At 50.4% G+C, this 19,361-nt stretch carries 15 protein-coding genes and 2 pseudogenes; 12 read left to right on the top strand and 5 right to left on the bottom strand.

All coding sequences use genetic code 11. The annotated features are described in order from the left end of the window. A pseudogene (locus ADH66_RS01300) lies at nucleotides 1-1,748 on the top strand (ABC transporter ATP-binding protein). Between the two features lie 393 nt (nucleotides 1,749-2,141). On the opposite strand, the gene ADH66_RS01295 reads toward ADH66_RS01300, so the two are convergent. The 4 genes from ADH66_RS01295 to ADH66_RS01285 all read right to left on the bottom strand — a co-directional run bounded on the left by ADH66_RS01295 (nucleotide 2,142) and on the right by ADH66_RS01285 (nucleotide 4,544). Next, nucleotides 2,142-2,849 (bottom strand): relaxase/mobilization nuclease domain-containing protein, encoded by a 708-nt coding sequence (locus tag ADH66_RS01295; RefSeq protein ID WP_236757259.1) that lies wholly within the window; start codon nucleotides 2,847-2,849, stop codon nucleotides 2,142-2,144. 19 nt (nucleotides 2,850-2,868) lie between these two features. After that, nucleotides 2,869-2,949, bottom strand: coding sequence for a hypothetical protein (locus ADH66_RS20765; protein WP_236757260.1), 81 nt, complete (start codon nucleotides 2,947-2,949; stop codon nucleotides 2,869-2,871). Next, nucleotides 2,946-3,161: a plasmid mobilization protein gene (locus ADH66_RS01290; RefSeq protein WP_236757101.1), complete on the bottom strand. Its 216-nt coding sequence runs from the start codon at nucleotides 3,159-3,161 to the stop codon at nucleotides 2,946-2,948. The genes ADH66_RS20765 and ADH66_RS01290 overlap by 4 nt, the downstream gene beginning before the upstream one ends. A 270-nt stretch (nucleotides 3,162-3,431) precedes the next feature. Further along, a complete protein-coding gene (locus ADH66_RS01285) occupies nucleotides 3,432-4,544 on the bottom strand; it encodes an AAA family ATPase (protein ID WP_066536697.1) in 1,113 nt (370 codons plus the stop codon). A gap of 94 nt (nucleotides 4,545-4,638) precedes the next feature. Here ADH66_RS01285 and ADH66_RS01280 point away from each other — a divergent pair, with 94 nt between their 5' ends. From ADH66_RS01280 to ADH66_RS20465, 11 genes and pseudogenes are all read left to right on the top strand, one after another. After that, nucleotides 4,639-7,719 (top strand): RNA dependent RNA polymerase, encoded by a 3,081-nt coding sequence (locus ADH66_RS01280; RefSeq protein WP_236757103.1) that lies wholly within the window; start codon nucleotides 4,639-4,641, stop codon nucleotides 7,717-7,719. After that, nucleotides 7,709-8,569: a hypothetical protein gene (locus ADH66_RS01275; RefSeq protein WP_066541723.1), complete on the top strand. Its 861-nt coding sequence runs from the start codon at nucleotides 7,709-7,711 to the stop codon at nucleotides 8,567-8,569. Before ADH66_RS01280 ends, ADH66_RS01275 begins: the two co-directional genes overlap by 11 nt. 181 nt (nucleotides 8,570-8,750) lie before the next feature. Further along, entirely contained in the window at nucleotides 8,751-9,308 is a 558-nt protein-coding gene (locus tag ADH66_RS01270) for a DUF3793 family protein (RefSeq protein WP_066536705.1), read from the top strand. A gap of 35 nt (nucleotides 9,309-9,343) precedes the next feature. Then, nucleotides 9,344-9,778, top strand: a complete 435-nt coding sequence (locus ADH66_RS01265) for a flavodoxin (RefSeq protein ID WP_066536708.1) — start codon at nucleotides 9,344-9,346, stop codon at nucleotides 9,776-9,778. Between the two features lie 322 nt (nucleotides 9,779-10,100). Beyond that, on the top strand, nucleotides 10,101-11,150 hold the full coding sequence (locus ADH66_RS01260) for an iron-siderophore ABC transporter substrate-binding protein (RefSeq protein WP_066536711.1): 1,050 nt from the start codon (nucleotides 10,101-10,103) through the stop codon (nucleotides 11,148-11,150). Further along, the gene (locus tag ADH66_RS01255; RefSeq protein ID WP_066536714.1) at nucleotides 11,147-12,142 is read left to right on the top strand and encodes a FecCD family ABC transporter permease; all 996 of its coding nucleotides are present in this window, start codon (nucleotides 11,147-11,149) and stop codon (nucleotides 12,140-12,142) included. Before ADH66_RS01260 ends, ADH66_RS01255 begins: the two co-directional genes overlap by 4 nt. Further along, nucleotides 12,139-13,167: a FecCD family ABC transporter permease gene (locus ADH66_RS01250; RefSeq protein WP_066536716.1), complete on the top strand. Its 1,029-nt coding sequence runs from the start codon at nucleotides 12,139-12,141 to the stop codon at nucleotides 13,165-13,167. The genes ADH66_RS01255 and ADH66_RS01250 overlap by 4 nt, the downstream gene beginning before the upstream one ends. 56 nt (nucleotides 13,168-13,223) lie before the next feature. Further along, nucleotides 13,224-13,983: pseudogene (locus tag ADH66_RS01245) on the top strand (IS5 family transposase). A 99-nt stretch (nucleotides 13,984-14,082) separates the two neighbouring features. Next, a complete protein-coding gene (locus ADH66_RS01240; RefSeq protein ID WP_066536723.1) occupies nucleotides 14,083-14,385 on the top strand; it encodes a hypothetical protein in 303 nt (100 codons plus the stop codon). Between the two features lie 465 nt (nucleotides 14,386-14,850). Beyond that, entirely contained in the window at nucleotides 14,851-15,117 is a 267-nt protein-coding gene (locus ADH66_RS20760; RefSeq protein ID WP_084384302.1) for a hypothetical protein, read from the top strand. After that, nucleotides 15,018-15,488: a restriction endonuclease subunit S gene (locus ADH66_RS20465; RefSeq protein WP_201448094.1), complete on the top strand. Its 471-nt coding sequence runs from the start codon at nucleotides 15,018-15,020 to the stop codon at nucleotides 15,486-15,488. The genes ADH66_RS20760 and ADH66_RS20465 overlap by 100 nt, the downstream gene beginning before the upstream one ends. A 279-nt stretch (nucleotides 15,489-15,767) precedes the next feature. On the opposite strand, the gene ADH66_RS01225 is transcribed toward ADH66_RS20465, so the two are convergent. Next, nucleotides 15,768-19,286 (bottom strand): S-layer homology domain-containing protein, encoded by a 3,519-nt coding sequence (locus tag ADH66_RS01225; RefSeq protein WP_066536727.1) that lies wholly within the window; start codon nucleotides 19,284-19,286, stop codon nucleotides 15,768-15,770. Between the last annotated feature and the right edge of the window lie 75 nt (nucleotides 19,287-19,361).

Raw genomic sequence — 19,361 nt, 5'->3', positions numbered from 1 at the left:
ATGTTCCATACACTCAAAAGTCTCTTAGATTGGGCTGGTAATTATAAGAAACGTCTGTACATTGGTTTTGTATGCTCTTTTTTAGGAACATGGTGTACGGCAATACCGACAGTCCTTGCGGCATGGGTTTTAGGGCAGGTTATAGATGATATGCGGGGAGTTGCGCCGATCAGTTGGGATATTGCTTGGCTCTCCTTTGCAGGGATTGTTATATCTATTTTACTGCGGTACTTTTTTCTTACTGGAAAGCTAAATTACAGGAAAGTATCGGTTATGAAATTGCAGCAAAAGAACGCTTAGAGATTGGTAATATTCTCAAGAGGGTTTCACTTGGCTACTTTGGGAAAAACAGTATCGGGGATATTCTCACAGCCATTACCACAGATATATCCAATGTTGAACTGCAAGGAATGAAAATGATAGATTCCGTTGTAAACGGCTATATCAATCTGATTGCAATTATATTGTTCTTGTTGTTTGTGTGTCCTGCTGCGGGCATTTCGTGTATCGTCGGAGCTGTCTTATCAGCTCTTGCGTTGAATGGAATCAGCCGTAAAAGCCGATCTAATGCACCGACAAAACAGAAATCACAGGAAACATTGACTGACGCAGCCATTGAATATATACATGGCTTGCCTGTTGTAAAATCATTTGGTCAAGAGGGTGTTTCTATCGAAGAATGGAAAACTGCCAGCGACGAACATAAAAATATCAACATCAAAATTATGAATGGTTTTGTACCGTTTAACTGTTTGCATTTATTAGCTTTGAAAGCTGCGTCCATTGCTTTAATTTTAATTGCGGGAATACTAACGATTGACGAAGCTATGACGCTTCCTATCTTCCTCATGGTATCCATGTTCGCATTTATGATTTTTGGTGGTGTAGAAAGTATCAACGATTCTGTTCACACATTAGGGTTGATTGAAACCTCTATGGATAAATTAGAGCAGATTCAAAAAGCCGAATTTATAGACGAAGCAGGGAGGAACATTCCGCTTTCTCAATTTGATATTGCTTTTCGTAATGTTTCCTTTGGATATGGGAAAAAAGAAATTTTACATCAGGTTTCTTTCCAAATTCCTCAAAATACCACTACCGCCATCGTTGGTTCATCGGGAAGCGGAAAATCTACGATTTGTAATTTGATTACCCGTTTTTATGACGTAAATAACGGAGCTGTCATAATTGGTGGTCATAACGTGAAAGAGTTTAGTTGCGATAGTTTACTTTCTAATATTAGCATGGTATTTCAATCGGTATATTTGTTTAATGATACCATTCTGAACAATATAAAATTTGGTAAGCCGGAAGCTACGGAAAATGAAATAATTGAAGCTGCAAAAAAAGCCCGTTGCCATGATTTTATAATGGCTTTACCTAACGGCTACGATACTATTGTGGGTGAGGGTGGTTCTTCTCTTTCGGGTGGCGAGAAACAAAGGATTTCGATTGCCCGTGCAATGCTGAAAAATGCGCCTATCGTAATTCTTGATGAAGCTACAGCAAGTATTGACCCGGAGAATGAACATTTAATCCAACAGGCAATTAGTGAGCTGATACAAGGAAAAACCATTATCACGATTGCTCACCGATTGGCTACAATCGAAAATGCTAATCAGATTCTTGTTGTAGATAATGGGCGTATCGTGCAAAAAGGAACACATAGCGAGTTAATAAAGCAAAACGGAGCATATCGGAATTTTATTGAGATTAGGGAACAAGCCGAAGGCTGGCATATAGCATAAATCTACTCTGACATACAACGCTTAAATATTTATTATCTGCTCCCCTAATGGGGAAAGAAAAAACCGTTAGAGGAGCAGATATTTTTGTAAAAATATAAGGCTTACTATTGTACCTTGTTATATTTGGAAAAATTGAGAACAAGTGTCCAAAATTCTTCGAATGGTTAAGGAGGTGGTGTCATTGGGACATTAGCTGTATTTGATGTATCGGAATCCGGCAGGCAGATTGGAGAAAAGCTTTTTACAGTTCTTGATCCAAAACAAAAAGCTCGACTCCTTCATACTGCGGATACCGCTTGCGTTTCTTGCGACTAACTCGTCCATAGTGGGCCTCTCTGTACTGTAACTCATACTCTAAATTCTCCTCGTATAATAAGTTTATAAGTTAATAAATCAGGTACCAGCAGGCCGTAAGATACCCGTGGTACAATAGCTGTAGGACAGCAGGATAAGTTCTATTTTCTCCGGTAGAACCGCAAGGTTGCTACAAACAAAGTCCGTTCCCCTGAGCCGGAAGTAAGCTGCAAACTTTAAATATTTATTGTCGTGCAATTTGAGGTCCCGGCACTTCATCTTGTTGGGACAGGTGAACGTAATGTATTTGCGCTCATCTGTCCACCGCACTTGGTAACCGCACCGCTCCATCTCAAAGATGAAGTCCTGCTTGCTGCCGCTGCGGTTCATGGCGGCGCAGATGTCAGCCATCAGTTTGAACTTCCAGCTCTCGCCTTTCAGAGCAGCACGGTACTCCCTCGTGGACATTTTCGTACCAGATTTCTCATAGGGCGGTAGCACCGACAGCCCATGTGCCGCGCAGATTTCGTCATTGATAGCCCGCAACTCAATCAGAGTATTCGGGTTTTGCCGCAGCTTTTTACCGTTCTGAAAGCCAACGGAGTTGATAACGAAGTGTGAGTGCAGATGGTCGGCGTCGCAATGCGTTGCCACCAGAATCTCATGACCAGGCCAAGCGCGCTCCGCAAACTCTCTGGCAACGGCGTGAACCTCCTGTGGAGTGATGTTCTCGTCCGGCGAGAACGACTGAACATAGTGATAAAAATTGATGCCGCTCGTCTTGCGGTACGCCTGTTTCGTCGTCAGAAATTCTGTAAAAGAGTTTTCACCATCGCAAAAAATGCCGCTGACCTTGAATCACTTCCATGAAGTCAGCCGAGCGAAACGCTCCTGCGTTGATTTTCATGGTAATCTGGTTGATGTTGTTGCCGATTTTTTCAGCTCGATCAGCAGAGGTTTGATGTCCTCGGCAACATGAATTTCTGTGCGTAACGTGGTTGTAACGAGAAAATCTGTAATACTGAGTTGAGCCTTCTTTGCTTTTTTCTGAATTATCTCCTTCTCCTTTTTAGTCAGGCGAATGGTCAGAGTTTCCGCTCGTTTTCTGTTGTCCTGCATACCTTTCTCCTTTCAAAAGTGGGTTCGGGCTTCTGCCCGGTTCTCTACGTGCGGGGCGGACAGCCACGCGCTCTGCTTGCCCCAGCGGGAAGCCCTTTCGGCCCTCCCCTGCCGGGAAATCCGGCCCTTTGAACCTTGCCACAAAACCGGGCCAGAATTGCCCCAAAACGGCCTTATCGTGGCCTGGTGGACTTACCCGACTGCCCGCCGTAAAACGCCAACACGGGCCTGCTGTGGCCCCACAGGGGCGCAAGGGCCGAAAGCAGCGGCTCACGCCGGACGGACGTTTTCCTTAGAGAATACAGGGGGTTCGGTCTTGTCAGGGTCGCGAGGGACGGTGAATACGGCACTGCTCAATGTTGCGTCACTTGCGGCACTTCCGTCACTATCGGGTGGGGCAGAAGAAAAAGAAACGGTAACCAGCCTCTGCCCATTGCTTCGGTGGCTACGTAAGAACACACCCTTTTCCTCCAAGACATAGCGCCAGCGGTTCATCATTTGCTTGAGGGATTTGGGCGCAATTTCCTTGCCAGCCAGCTTTCCAACCGTATCGGCAAGCTGCGTATTGCTGCCGCTAAATGTCTGCGCTGAACGCATGAACTCAACCAGCGCCGTCAGTTCTTCCGGCATTTCCAGCGCACGATTCTCCAAACTATCCTGCACCAATTCCCATGAGCAATCGGATTTTGAAAAACGCAAATCCAACTTTCGAGTTTCAATATCCCGACCGGTGCAGACCAGAGTTGCCGCGTCCTCGCTGCGCTGGCCCCGGTCGAGGATAAAAACTGCGTCCATCGCGCCACTGATTCCTGTGGTGCCGGACAGCTTATTCAGCGGATCGCTGGCTCCCTGCTTGCGTAGATGGTGGACAAGCAGAATGGAGATTTGCAGCTCATCAGCCAGCTTTTTCAGTTCTCGCACTTCGGAATAGTCGGAGGCATAGGAGATGTCCTGCCCACCTGAGCGGATGATTTGGAAAGTGTCGATGGTTACCAGCACGGTGTCTGGGTGCTCCCGGACGAACTCTTGAATCTGTTCGCGGAGACCCTGGCCCAACTTCTCTGCCGCTGTCGCAAAGAAGGCGTTGGGAGGAGCCTCATCTGTAAGCTGTAATAGTCGGTCTTGCACCCGGCGGAGCGGGTCTTCCAGGCAGAGGTAGAGGATCGAGCCTTGCTTGACTGGTAGGTTCCACACCGGTTCACCCTTTGCAATCCTCACACACCAGTCCAGCACCATCCAGGATTTGCCGTTCTTGGGTGCGCCACCGAGCATGGAAATACCTTGGGGCAGTAGCGTGTCGATTGTGAATTTGCCCGGCTGGAACCTCATGTCCTGCAGGGTTTCGCCGTCGATGACGGTAAGTTTTTCGATTGGGTTTAACATATACACCAGTCCTTTCAGTAAAATAGAAACGCTCCCAGCTTGAAAAAGTGGGAGCAGTATTCATATTGCAAACCGAAAGAAATTTTGATATAATGTGGAAGAGGTGAAGGCAGTGGCACAAGTCAGGTACAGAATTTTTACCATGTCCGCAGCGGCGCTCATGGCCTACGCGCAGGAAGGTGCCGAGGGTTACTATACCTTTGCGCTGAATGTGAAGGCTACGGAGAAATGCAAGGTGCAAGCCTCGCTCCATGAGCAGCAGGACTGTGCGCTGTTCTTCCAGGCTATGTGCGTACTGCATGAGGACAGCTACCAGATGCCAACGGAAGATACATTGGTCAGCGACCTGTCGGACGTGATCTGCTACGTGGATTTTAGCAACATCTTCGACCGCAATGCCGCGCAGAACCGCCACGCCATCCGCCAGAAGAAAGCGGAGAGTATGTTCCGCCCCGAGGGTATCACGCTAGACTTTGGCGCTGGCCCACACAGATATGTGGCATTCGAGCGCTCCAACAGCATGAGCCGCAAGTCACAGCTTTCTTTCGTCCGGGAAGACTTTTACGAGCCGCTGCGCCAGGGGATCATGCTGGATATGGAAATTGGGCCGTGCCAGTTGAGCAAGCTGTATGCCTATAATGGGCTGATGCTGTCCGGCGGTACTCGAATCGACGGAATAGAAATTGACAGGCCGCACAGGGTTATCGTGATTGATAACGAAGAAGCCGTTGTGCAGAGCGTTCCTGTCATCACGGTTGAGGACGATGGGAGTATAGGAAACGTCCGCAAATATCATCGGGTCGAGCGCAAGGAAAAGATTACGGTCACCTGTTTTGACGGCGAGGGGCTGATTTCAAAAGAGTACGCTAGGGAAGTTGACAAGGCGTACTGTGGCAGGCATATCCACACGTCTTTTCAGATCCGCCTGCCATACGTCAAGGGGATGCTCCATCAGGTAGACTTCAAAGATTTTCTCACCAGCGGCGGCTGTCAAACGATTACCGACATATGGGGCGTGGAGCATAATGTGCGTGACGTGAATATTATTCTGACGAAGTCGATGTTTAAGGGGTTCGGTTGGCTGACTGAAAATAATATGACTTGGAACGATTACTGGAAAGCGTTTCGGAAGCGCCGCCATGCGCTTTACATCACGCAGACTAGCAAAGAAAAGCCAGAGAGGTTCACCACCCTGAACTACCAGTTTCTGAACACGGTTTCCATGACCGCTGACGAGTTTCGTCCCAATGATTTGCCGCTGTGGTGGGATGATTCTCCTGCAAATGATAAGCGTCACTGGCTGACAAAAGAAGCCGAATTAACTTACTATAGTTACTGTTCGGACGATGATTTCCGCAAACAATATTTTCTGTCGGCGTTGGAGCGCAGGTGGTTTTCAAAGAAAAGCAAGGCGTATTACATGGCGAGGGTTTTGAAGAAGAACTCCCTGTTCATAAACGAGCCTGTGTATACAAAGGAGTTGGATTCAAAGGCGGAGAAGGTTCTGAATCAATATGCGATTGGACAGCTTATAGTTGCTGGAGATAATCGGTTTTTATCTGGTGATTTACTGGAGCTTCTTACTTCATTGCTCCCAAAACGAACCCCAAAAGATAAAGCAAAACGAACTTTCTTAGCGGTGGCAATCGGCAATCAATTTGCAAATAATTCTTTCTATGCACCGAAGGCAGCTTATGAACATGGCCGTGAATGTACTCTGCTCCGTAATCCACATATTGCCCGCAACGAGGAAATTCAGCTAAATTGTTACACCGATGTGGAGCAGATGCGCAAGCATTATTTGGGTCATCTCACTGATGTGGTGATGGTGGATTCTCACACGTTGACAGCTGAGCGTTTGGGTGGCGCCGACTTCGATGGTGACATGATAAAGACCATCTCCGATCCAATTCTGAACACCTGCGTAAAACGCAACTACCAAGATTACAGCTCTGACATTACCAGACAGACCAATGGCAATATACCTCTTTTGAAAATACCCACCGTTGAGCCGCAGATTCGTGATGCCAACGACTGGTATGCCCGGTTTGAAACGGTACGCAATACCTTTTCCTCACGGGTCGGACAGATTTCAAACGCCGCTTTAGATAGAAGTGTCATTGCATATAATGAAAACTCCGATTCGGAGTTGCAGCAACGCTGCAGGGAAGAAACAGAGATTCTGGCTATCCTTACTGGGCTTGAAATTGACTCTGCTAAGAGCGGCGTTAAGCCGGATTTGTCGGAGTATCTGAACAAGAAAGTTGTGAATCGAAGTTTGTTTTTGCAGTATAAAAAATTGTTGGAGTCGGCGGAGGTTCGAGGGAAGTGGTATGAGCCTACCTTCCGGGAAAAGCGCAAGGAGTTTTTTGAAAAAACAGATTGGAGTAAGGTGGATTCCAATTTGGAGCGGCTACCTTATTTGGCGTATCAGTTGAGAAGAAACACACCGAAACTCAAACCCAAGCCTGCAAAGGACAGCGAGCTTTTTGATTTTGCACGGGAGCCGGGTTGGACAGAAAAGCTCGACCCACATATTCTTTCTTCTGTATCGGCCTTTTTGAGTGACTACGAGGCCTGCCTATCCCGCATACGCGCTTGCCGAGTACCCGTTCAGAACAAGCAGAGAAAGAACGATATTGAGAGAATTTTGTTCAGTCGGGGGCAGGAGGATACCTACGATTCGGACGAGCTATATGCGGCTTTCCAGGATATTTCCGCGGAGAGAATCGCTGAGATTCGCGCGGTCATTGCAGATAGCAAATGGCATTTTATGGACGGTGAGTCCCGATTTGATTTTCTGGAAAGTTATCTGCCGGAGCTTGAGAATTACCATGAACTGTTTGCGGATTTCAGGTATGGTGGTTACCGCATTCTGGGTGATTTGATTTGTGATATTGACGATGAGAACCGATCGACAGACAGGAAGAAATATCTGCGTAATACGGATTCGGACAGTTTTCATCAGATGATGAACGCTTATCTCGAGCAGCCTTTGCGGCATGATTACAGGGAGATAGTTGCGGATAAGTGCAGAGAGATTTTGGACATAATCGAGAAACCACGATTGGCTGTGCGGTACGTGGTTGCGCTGGGAAAGCGCGATTTGTTATGGGATTTGCTCATCGACCATATCGAGGAGAATGTTCTCAAGGAGGAGTCTCATGCTGAATGAGATTGAAGAGTTTCGTGCTTATACTGAACTGCCAATTTATAGGGCAACCAGCAAACGCGACACGACTTATATGGGGCGTTTCACCTTGGATATGATTCTTAATTTCAACGGTCTGGCTCGCGTCCTGACGATTCTTGCCAGGGGATATCTGTTTGCAGATCCAGACGAAAATCCCCGAGACAAGATTGACTATGCCCGCCAGGCACTCTGCGCGTGGTGTAGCGTCCCGGACAAAAAGAAAGCCAGCCCTAAAGAGGACTGGCAGTTCAAAAGCGATTTTAAGGAGCTGCATGGGGAGTTTCCTGAGTTGGTGGACGAGAATGGTGTTGGTTGGTTCTGCCGTCATGTTCACAACATCGCGCGGTTTATGAAGGATAAGCCTGACAAAATTAGCAAGACGGCATATGGCAAGGCAGATGTCATCGATAAAGAATTTGATGCGGCTTGGCGAAAGAAGGTTGTGCAGTTTCAAGTACCGATTTTCTCACAGGGTACGAGCGGCGCGTGGATTCTGAGGTTTGATGATGTGTTGGCAGATGTATTGGAATTGGGGTCGTTGCGAAACAACAGCATTGATTTGCCGGACGGTGTTCTCAAGCGAATTGAAGAGCTCCGGCCTGTGAAGGTGCCGTTAGAGGTTATCCGTATTTTGGTGGCGTATTACCTAGCGAACAAGCAGGAGGATTCGGAGTGGGTCGTGTTGCCGGTCACAAACTTTGACGCATTTTTTGGCAGTACCATGTTCAGCAAGAAGTGGCTGCCCGCTATTCCTAAGAGCATCCTTGTGCGGGAAAAGGATCACGCTGTAGTGGGTGCTGCCAGAGCGGTATGGATGGAAGCGGTAGAGTAATACTCTCCCTGCTGACTCGCGCCTGTCCTGTTAAAATCAAGCCGATATTTCTTCTCAAAGCGCTTGACAAACCTCCTGGCTTATGATATAGTTTAATTGCCGGTTAGTTATATATAACTGCTTGAACCGGCAATTTGTTTGCCACTTGATTAGTTGCAACTAACCCAAAGGAGGTCATGTAATGTCGGCTGATTCCCTGGTACGCTATTGCTCCCCCACCCTGGCGGGGCTGAAAACCGGTAGCCTCCTCTCCTGTCCCTACTCCAGCCGGGAGGAAATGCACAGACAGCTTCGGCAGTGGAACCTCCTGCTTGGACGGAAGGGGCTGCGGGTGCTGCCCCTTCGGTTCAGCAGGGGCCGGGGGCTGGTCTACGTCTACCGCCCCAGCCGCTTGTGCCGGGATTTGGATTGCGGCGCGGCCCAGGAGCTCCTTCTGGGCCGGGGATACCCTGCCGGGCACCCAAGCCTGTGTATAGCGCATCTGACAGCGCGTCTTGGGGAGGGAGATGCTTTCCCCCATGAGATTGGCCTGTTTATCGGATATCCTCCGGAAGACGTGCGGGGTTTCATCGAGCAGGGGGCGGCGGCCTGCAAGTGTTGCGGCTGCTGGAAGGTCTACGGTGACGTGGAGGCGGCCCAGAAAGTGTTTGCCAAGCACAGGAAGTGCACCTCGACCTATTGCCGCCTTTTGGCGCAGGGAAGGTCTATCGAACAGCTTACGGTGGCTGATTTGATATGAGATTTTCAATATTTTATAGGAAAGGTCGTGTTGATATGAGTAAAATCGCAGTAGTTTATTGGAGTGGCACCGGCAACACCGAGGCTATGGCCCAGGCTGTTGTTGAGGGAGTGCAGGCCCAGGGCGGCGAGGCCGCACTGTTCACTGCTGGGAAATTTGACGTTGACATGGCAGGCGCTTTTAACACCATCGCTTTCGGCTGTCTATCCATGGGATCAGAGGAGTTGGAAGAGAGCGAGTTCGCGCCCATGTTCGCCGCCTGTGAGCCGGAGCTGAAGGACAAACCCATCGCCCTGTTCGGCTCCTACGGCTGGGGGGATGGGGAGTGGATGCGCACCTGGACCGATACCTGCAAATCAAACGGCGCTATATTGGCCTGCGAGCCGGTCATCTGCAACGAAGCGCCAGACGAAGACGCCCTGGCCCAGTGCAAAGCGCTGGGCGGAGCACTGGTCTTAGCAGGGAAATAAGGGAGTAAATATAGATGGAGCCGGCCTTGAAGCCGTTCACGCGGCAGGCCGGTTCCGCCTTTGATGGGTGCGTTTTGCAAGCCCAGAATGTCCGATGTTCAGAACCTACAAATCAAAGTATGGTTTATCGTGCCATCTATCGTGTTTCTACAAAGTTTCAAATTCATTGAGGCCTGCATTGACAATACCGGCAACTGATGATATAATTTCGCTTAGATTAGTCGCAGCTAACTTGATGTTAGGTGTTAATAGAGGTTCAATGCGGATTGCATCGTGAGGTTAGTTTCTGCTAATCAAATTATATCTAAAGGAGACGTCCACCATGAGAAAACTTATCCCCATTCTTCTGACCGTACTGATTCTCTGCTCCGCCATCCTCACTGGATGCAGCTCCACTCCAGAAACAAACTCCAGTGAGCCAGCCTCTACAGCTTCTTCCGAGGGGCAGTCCGAAAGCGTCGCATACCCCATCACGGTTTCACACATCTATGGCGAGACCGTGATTGAGTCCAAACCTCAGCGTGTTGTCAGCATCGCATGGGAAAACTCCGCCGCGCCGCTGGCCCTGGGCGTGACCCCGGTAGGTGTGTCAGAAGCCAACTACGGTCTTGTCACCGAGCACAAAATTCATCCCTGGACAGACGAGGCTTTCCAGTCCCTGGGCGTAGACAGCCCCCATGTTTTCAACGACACAGACGGCTTTGATTTTGAGGCCATCAGCGATGCCGAGCCTGATTTGATCTTAGCTGTGAACTCAGGCATGACCCAAGAGGAATATGACACCTTAAGCGAGATTGCCCCCACTGTGGCCTACCCGGAAAAACCTTGGCAAGTCAGTTGGCGTGATTCTGCCCTCATTGCCTCCAAGGCCATTGGCATGGAAGAAGAAGGGAAAAAGTTGGTAGAGGACACGGAAAAGCTGATTGCGGAGAAAGCGGCCGAATATCCGGCCCTGGCGGGTAAAAAAGCCATCTTCTGCTGGATCAGTCCTGATGACCTGAGCACCTTCTCTATCTACCTTCCCGGTGATTCCCGGGCCGACTACTTGAACGATTTCGGCTTGGAACTGCCGGACAGCATCCGTGAGTTAGCCCAAACTACCAGCGATTTCTACATAAATGTCAGTCGAGAAAACGCAGACCAGCTCAGCGATGTGGAAATGATCGTAGTCTACGGCGATGCCGCCAACCTGGAAACGATCCAGGCCGACGCCTTAATGAACCAGATCCCCGCAATCAAAAACGGCGCGGTGGCCTTTATTGACGACACCTCCGCTCTTGCGGGCGGGGCCTCTCCCAGTGTGTTGTCCATCCCCTACAATATCGATACCTATCTGAAACTGCTGAACGATGCAGCTGAGGCAGTGAAATGATCAGGAGGCGCACATTATGCCTGCTGTCCCTGCTGGTTTTCCTGATTCTGTGCGCTGTGGCCTCCGTATCATATGGAGCCAAGCCCGTCAGCCTCCACAGTATATTTGCGGCGTTGGGGCTGGGCAGCGGCCCGGAGTTTGAGGTCAGCGTGGTACAGGCCCGCATCCCCCGCACACTTTTCGGGGTGATCGCCGGGGCGGCCCTGGGCATCTCCGGCGCACTGATGCAGGCCCTTACCCGCAACCCTATTGCTGACCCCAGTATTTTAGGTATTAACACCGGGGCCTCTCTATTTGTGGTCAGCGGCATGGCGTTTTTCCACATCAGCAGCAACAGTCAATACATCTGGTTGGCCTTTGCCGGGGCCGCGCTGACCGCCGTTGCTGTTTACGGGCTGGCATCCTTAGGCCATGGCGGGGCTACGCCCATTAAACTTGCCTTAGCCGGGGCGGCGGCAAGCACGGCACTTCAGTCCCTGGTGAATACGGTAATGCTGCCTGACACCCAGGTGATGGATCGCTTCCGTTTCTGGCAAACGGGCAGCATTGGCGGGGTGACTTGGGAAGACATTGCCGCCCAGTGGCCCTACCTGGCCGTGGGGTTCATAGCCAGCCTGCTACTGGCCCCGGCACTGAACACCCTGGCCCTGGGGGACGAGGTCGCCACAGGCCTGGGCCTGAATGTGGCTCTGGTGCGGGGTACAAGCGCTTTGACCGGTGTGCTGTTGTGTGCGTCTGTCACGGCGCTGGCAGGGCCGATCGGCTTTGTTGGGCTGATGGTGCCCCACTTTATGCGGCTGCTCCTTGGGCCGGATATGCGCTGGGTAATGCCTATGTCAGCCTTGGGCGGCGGAGGCTTGCTGCTGGCCGCCGATGTGCTGGGCCGTGTGCTGGGCGGTGCCGGGGAGGTTGAAGTGGGCATTATTACGGCCCTGCTGGGCGCGCCGGTGTTCATCTTCATTGTGAGAAAGGTCAAGGTGCGTGCCCTATGAATAATCAGCAGACCCCTATCTTTTTGGGTTTTCAAAAAAGACGCAGGCGCTATATTGCTGTGTGCGCGGCGCTGGCTGTGCTGGCGGCGGGGCTGGTCTGCTTCGGCATGGTTTTCGGTCAGACCTTCTACAGCCCCCAGACCATCTTCCGCGTCCTGAACGGTGAATCGGTCAAGGGCGCGACTTTCACCATCAAGACCCTGCGCCTGCCCCGGGTGCTTACGGGACTGCTGGCCGGGCTGTGCTTTGGCATGGCAGGCAACACCTTCCAGAAGCTGCTACGAAATCCCCTGGCCAGCCCGGATATAATCGGCGTAACCTCCGGGGCCAGCGTAGCGGCGGTGTTCGCCATTTTGGTATTGGGCTGGAGCGGTGCGCTGGTGTCTGTTTCCGCCGTGGTTTCTGGCATCGTGGTGGCAGGAGCAATCTGGTTCTTTTCCCAGGGTGCGGGTTTCTCCAACGGACGGTTGATTTTAGTGGGCATCGGGATGCAGGCGTTCCTCAACGCGGTCATCTCTTGGACCCTGCTGAAAGCCTCGGAGTACGATGTACCCAGCGCCATGCGGTGGCTCAGTGGGAGCCTGAATGGGGTCAAAATGGAAAATGTGCCCCTGCTCATCGGGGTGCTGGCCATTGCTGGCGGCGGGATTATGCTGCTGAACCAGCACCTCTCCGTGATGCAGATGGGCGAGGAATACGCCCAAACCCTGGGCGCACATCCCAGCCGGACACGCCTGCTGCTCATCCTGTGCGCCCTGTGCCTGACAGCCTTTGCCACAGCTTCCACAGGGCCCATCGCCTCAGTGGCGTTCTTATCTGGGCCTATTGCTGACCGCCTTACCGGCGGAGGGAAGGGCAACATGGTTTCTTCCGCGCTTGTGGGCGCGGTGCTGGTGCTTGCCGCCGACCTCTGCGGACAATATGCCTTCCCCGCCCGCTATCCGGTGGGCGTGATAACCGGTATACTGGGCGCGCCATATCTGCTGTTTTTATTGCTGCGTATGAACAAAAAAGGAGGGAATTAGAACTTGTTTGAAAAATAAAAGTTGCACAAAAAGATAAATCGTGCGACAATAGAAGCATGAAACGATATGAATTGACAAAGGAACAATGGGAACGAAGCAAGAGGCTGCTGCCACCAGAAACAACAGGGAAACGTGGACGGCCCCGAAAAGATAACCGGAGGAGGCTGAAGGGAATGCTCTGGATCGCGCGAAGTGGTGCACAATGGAGGGAACTGCCGGAGGCTTACGGTCCTTGGCAGTCGGTGTATGCCCGCTTTGCCAAATGGCGTGACGATGGCACTCTGGAGATGGTATTTCGTGAGCTGTCTGCGGATGCAGATATGGAAAACCTGAGCATAGACTCCACTTGTATCAAGGTGCATGAAAGCGCCAATGGCGGGGGGAAAAACAGAGAATAAGGCAGTTGGACGTACCAGAGGCGGTCTAAATACCAAATTACACGCGATAGTGGACGGCCTTGGCAATCCGGTGACATTTCTTCTGTCTGCTGGAAATGACCACGATTCCATTCATGCGATCGAACTGTTGGATAAAATTGAAATCAGCGGCAGCCATGTGTTGGCAGATCGTGCCTATGGAGCGCAAGCGATCCGGGACTACATTTCAGAGCATGGAGCCAGCTATGTGCTCCCGCCTCAAAGCAATATTGCTGAGCCCTGGCCGGTAGACTGGCATCTATACAAGGAGCGCCATTTGATTGAGTGTTTCTTCCAGAAAATTAAATGGTTTCGCAGAATTGCCACGCGTTATGACAAGCTCGATGCCTCTTTTCTCGCCTTTGTCTATCTCGCATCCATTGCCATTTTGTTGATTTAGCCGATTTCCTGCCTTTTTTCAAACAAGGCCTAAGAGCTTTGATATGGATTTGGCTGGGGTGTGTAAGTTTCTTGATATGAGCGAGGAAAGTGTAGCGTTTTGCGGGAACTTGGGCAGTTTGCAGAAGATTACCCTGGAGCATTAGACGCACTTTTTGCCAGCGAGGATTTCCGAGTGGTCATGAAGAGTATGCTAAAATACTGCTTTAGCCTACAAGATCAGAGGGAGGCAGACAAGGAAACGAAAATCAAATGGACGAATTCGGCTTTCATTGAACAATTTATTGTCACGAATGGGCTGGGAAATGTTATTCGAGTTTGGGAAGCCGAAATCATTGGGGGAAATAAAAGCGTTTCTGACAGTATATACAAGGCCATAAAAAATGGGCAGGGTAAGGATTGAAAGATTCTCCATCCACGATAAAAACGTCATTTTGTTGGTTTTAGAACGTGGCGGAAAGAATTTCCGTCACCGTCTGTACACAATATTTTGTGCCTAAAATTCAAATTTCCTCCTAAGGCTTCGTTGCGCGGTTGAAATATCTCTGCGAATATGGTATAATTATTCATATATAGTGAGGTTTGCATCAGTGCCCTGAAACAGCAATCTACATATACCCAGAGTCGAAAAGACAGAAGTTGAAGGTCCGGCACATCACGCTGGACCGGCTGTGGGACTGCTACGCTATCCGCCAGCCGGACAAGGTAAAGCGTGGGATCGCGCCCCAACTGGTCGACCGGGTGCCCTCGTCCGATTCGAGCTGGGCGCGGTGGAGACGCTGGCCCCTTTCGCCGAGCGGGTCAACTACAACTTCCAGCAGTGCTCCTTCCGCCGTAACGCCGGGCCCTCCACTTCACTGATGAGCAGATGGAGTGGCTGCGGCTCATCAAAGACCACATTGCCGCTTCCATCAGTGTGGAGCTGGAGGACCTGAGCCCATTCGACCGAAGGAGCGGTTCTATGAGGTGTTCGGGGAGGATTATGAGCGTTTTTAGAATGTCGATACAGCTTTTGGTGTATTTCTCGGTCAAGAACTGTTATCCAAATATTTATTCTATTTTTGCCTGTCCTTTAATTTTAAGGCGTTGGATAAGTCTACTACCATTCCTAGCCTTGCGAAGAGAGACTTATTGAATATTGAAATGCCTGTTCCGGTCATTTCGGAGCAAGAGCGCATTGTTGCCAGCATTGAGGAGCTGTTCTCCCATCTGGACGCCAGCGTGGCCGAGCTGAAAATGGCAAAGGAAAGGCTGGGGGTACTGAAGGAGGCGTTTGACACGGAGACAAGTGTAACAGTTTCTTGCAAAAAAGCAAACGAATTAGATTCGTATAAACTTAGAAATAATGATATCGTTATGGGTCGTCGTGGCGAAATGGGGCGATGTGCTGCTGTAACAGAAAAAGAAGATGGCGGGCTATGCGGAACTGGTGGTATCCTATTTAGGCTTAAGTCTGACTTTGATGCGCCATTCTATTGGTGCGTTGCGTCCGCCCGGAGCCCATGAAGACCGGGGGTTAAGGCAAATGTAATCTTCTTCGACAAGTGTCCCGCTGGGCCTCGGCGGCAGACAAAGGAGGTGCAGATATACGATTTCCGCACCAATGGCCACTTCACGCTGAAACAGCACCCAATGACCGATGCGGATCTGGACGTGTTCTATAATTAAAGATATAAATACCCACGCTTAGCAAGCGCCAGTAAACGTTAACTAATACAAAAACAGGGACGGAAGCTGCTGCCCCTACCCCTGTTTTTACACATTATATCTAGCTATAAAACCCCATTACTCGGCAATAAGTTTCACAAAGCGCTCCAGAATGGCGGAGACTTCCGCTCTGGTAGCGGTATCCTTAGGAGCAAGATTGGTACTGCCACCGGCAGGTTTTCCGAAGATGATTCCGGAACCATAGGCCCATTTCATGGCATCACTGGCCCAGGAACCGACGGAGCTTGCGTCGCCAACACCGCTGTATTCCTTGGAGGTACCTTTGGCTCCCGTCACTTTGTTCATATACTGGTAGAGCATCATAACTATCTCCTGGCGGGAGATGTTGCGGTTGCCCTGGAAGCCCGCGCTGGTACCGGCAACTATGCCGGTCTGCTTGCCCCAGGCGGCTGCCTCCGCGTACCAAGAGCTGTCAGAAACGTCATCAAAGCTGCTGTTGCCCGCATTAGGCTTGCTCTCCAGGCGGTGCAGCATGGCAACCAGCTGTCCGCGGGTCGTGGGCTTGTTCGGCGCAAAGTTGACCGTGCCGCTTGCGTCCTCAATGCCCGCAATCAGGCCGCGGCTGGAGGCAAAGCTCGCCTTTGCCCAGCTGGGTATTTTTGTGCTGTCACCAAAGGGCTTGCTGTTGTCCTTATAAACGATGGTTGCCTTGCCTGTATTCAGCAGGACATTCAGACTGCCGTCAGTCATGACGGACTTTGGCAGCAGGGTCTCCCGGCCATCTATTACCATAAAAGCCACGGTGCCCTCGCTTGCAGAATCGTCCATGGGAAGCGAGACTTTCATATCCATATCGCCGATAGAGGCGCTGTCGCGCTTTACATCAATAGTCACAGCGTTGTCACCAACGGAAGTTGTAACGTTCACGTTTTTGCCGCCCATAGCCTTTAGCGTTTTATTTGGCAGAGTAATTTCCGCAGCAGGGGTGGACACAGTGACGCTGGAGTTGTCGCGAGAGGACATATCCTCAATAACCTTGCCGGGAACAGTAGCGGTTACGCCGACTCTGACCTGTGTGCCGTCATTGGTGACAGTAACCTGTATCTTCGTGCCGGGAGCTTCCGCCGTGCCGGAGTCAGCTTGAGCCACCGTAACAGTAACGGTGCCGTCAATCTTGCCCAGCTCCTCCAGGGCCTCCTGGGGAAGAGTAACGTTTGTAACAGGCGTGGAGATTGTCAAATCCGCATTTGTCTTGTCTGCCAAATCTTTTAACGAAGCAGCGGGCAACTCGGTATTCACCTGATCTGCGTTCCCGGGAGCATTTACGTCAACGACGACCTCTTCCGTTTTGGAGTCAGCCTTATTGATAAGGCCGTCAATGACCGAGCTATCCACCTTGCCGGTAGCCGTGCCGTCAGGGGACACGGAGGGCTTCACCGAAGCGCTGGGTGTGGTGGGGACATCCGGAGGCGTGGGGGGCGTGGGTGGTGTGGGAGGCGCAACGCTCCCCGAGCCGCCGCCTGAGCCGGAACCGCCGCCGGACGGCGCAGTAATATTGAAGGTCAGTCTTATGTGCCCCGCCAAATAGTTTGTACTCTCCTTAGCGTGAATTATTGCTGTGATTGTACCGGCTTTTATTCCTTTGAAAGAAATGACATTTCCGGAATAATTCACATCCAGGAAATGATAGAACCGTATGTCGCTGTCAAGATCTTCACTGTTAACCCAAACCTCCGCTGTGTCATCCGTGACAACGGTGACGGACACGGTGGACCCAACCGCGACACGAAGCGATGTATTCGCAACCGATGGAGTGGCCTTGTCGATTGTAAACTCTTTAGTAACCGTTCCGGCATAATTGCCTGTGCCGACCACAGTAACGGTTGCCGTTCCGGCATTGGTATTATTACTGTAGGTCACGGTGAAGTCAGTGCCCTTGGTCAAGGCAGCTTCGCCAACAGTGACAGTGACATTGGGTTCCTGCGCCTTGCCCGAGTACGTAAACTGACCCTCGGCCAGGCTAACACCACCCTCCGCGATGACAGTGCTGCCAACATTGACAGTGTTGCTTGTCACCGGGGAGCTCACATAGTTGCCGTTCTCTTCAGGTATAAAGGTCAGCGCAATGTTCGCGTCACCATCAGCAACGGTATAAGTGGCTTCGGCTGCGCCCTCTTTGACTTTTCCGTTAATGGTCCACTGGTATGTGCCCTCCGCATCCGCAGGAAGGTTGGTGGCTTTCAGTACAGTTCCTGTTTCGATTTTTGCAGCCTCCGTATTTTGCGGGGCAATAAGAAGGCTCGTAATGGTCGCCGGTTCAATCGTATAGTTGAACGTGAGCTTGCCGTCTGTCAGGCCAGTTAAGTTTACACTGTCAGAGTCGTATTCATCTTTAAGGCTAACAGCGGCAGTTGCGGTGTATGTGCCAACATCCTTGGGGGAATCTACTTGAGTACCGTCCTTTGTGTAGGAATAAGTTATATCCACCCATCTGCCGCCATCATAAGATAGTGTAGGTTTATGAATCTCACTGTCATAAACAATGTTGGGTTTAGTATCCCAGGTCTCTTTCGATAAGTCAAGTTCAAATTTCTGAATTGTAATTTCAGCGGTTATTTCTCCTGTGTAGCTAAGCTTGCCTGTGGCTGTAACGATATATTTGCCGGCTTTTATAAGTTCCGCAGGCTGACCATCTTGTGTAATAGAAATTTCGTAGTACTTTCCATCGATATAATCATATTCATTGGGATCCTTGTGGCTGACCCGAATAAAATTACTCAAATCCTCACCTTCATAGTCGAGAAGGAGCAAATCACTGCCGGAAACACAGATTTGTGCAGTTTTGATATCAGTAGGGGGTGCGACTTCTACTTCAACGGTTATAACGCCCTCCTTAACTTCATAACTTTCGAAGGGACCGCCAAAGTTGAATGTCGTGCCCTCTGGCAGTTCATAACCTTCGTCAGTAGTTACGGTAATGGCAGCGATGTAAGTACCGCCTTCCTCCACACAGTCTACTTCTTTCCCATCCCTTGTCCATGTGGTTTTTAAGATTATATGCTTCGATTCACATGTGGCCACAGGCAGAGATTTTGCACCCAATATAACCTGGCTTCTATCCATGGTAATATAATGATAGTCACCGAGGTTGACTGAAGTCTTCGGAACAACTACTTTTACGTAAGCTGTTTCGAACACATCAGCATTGTTCTCGTCTTGACTATAAATCTTTAGTGCAATGTAATAGACAGTTTCTTCTTTGACGAGGCCTTTAAAGGTCATTTTCAGCTTATCAGGTTGTGGTGGGAGGTTTCCATCTGTTTCTGCCGGATAAAAAGTTGCAGTCACGTTTTCTGCCTCAACGAGATATTGACCGTCTGAATCAGGAACGAAAACTGTCAAGCCATCAAAGTTTTTTCTTATTGTGTCCAGAGCCTCCCCTGAGATTGGCAGCCAATAGTCCAGCGTCAGGCCAGATGCATCTTCGAATTCAGACCAGTCACCCTCACCACTGGCGATGGGCACGTCTTGAGGTATTTCAATTTGTGCCGTTTCCTCCTGCGCCAGCGCCGACAGAGGCACCATGGACAAGACCATGAGCACGGCCAGGATACTTGCTAATAGCTTTTTTGCCATTCTTAAAACCCTCCTAAATGTTTAATGTGTCTTTCGTTTCCCCGGCAGGCCCCGGGCGGCACCCGGGCTTACCGG

It is taken from the genome of Acutalibacter muris (assembly GCF_002201475.1).
In the GTDB taxonomy this organism is placed as follows: domain Bacteria; phylum Bacillota; class Clostridia; order Oscillospirales; family Acutalibacteraceae; genus Acutalibacter; species Acutalibacter muris.
The sequence above is the reverse complement of the archived record's forward strand: the minus strand, read 5'-3'. Positions and strand labels throughout refer to the sequence as shown.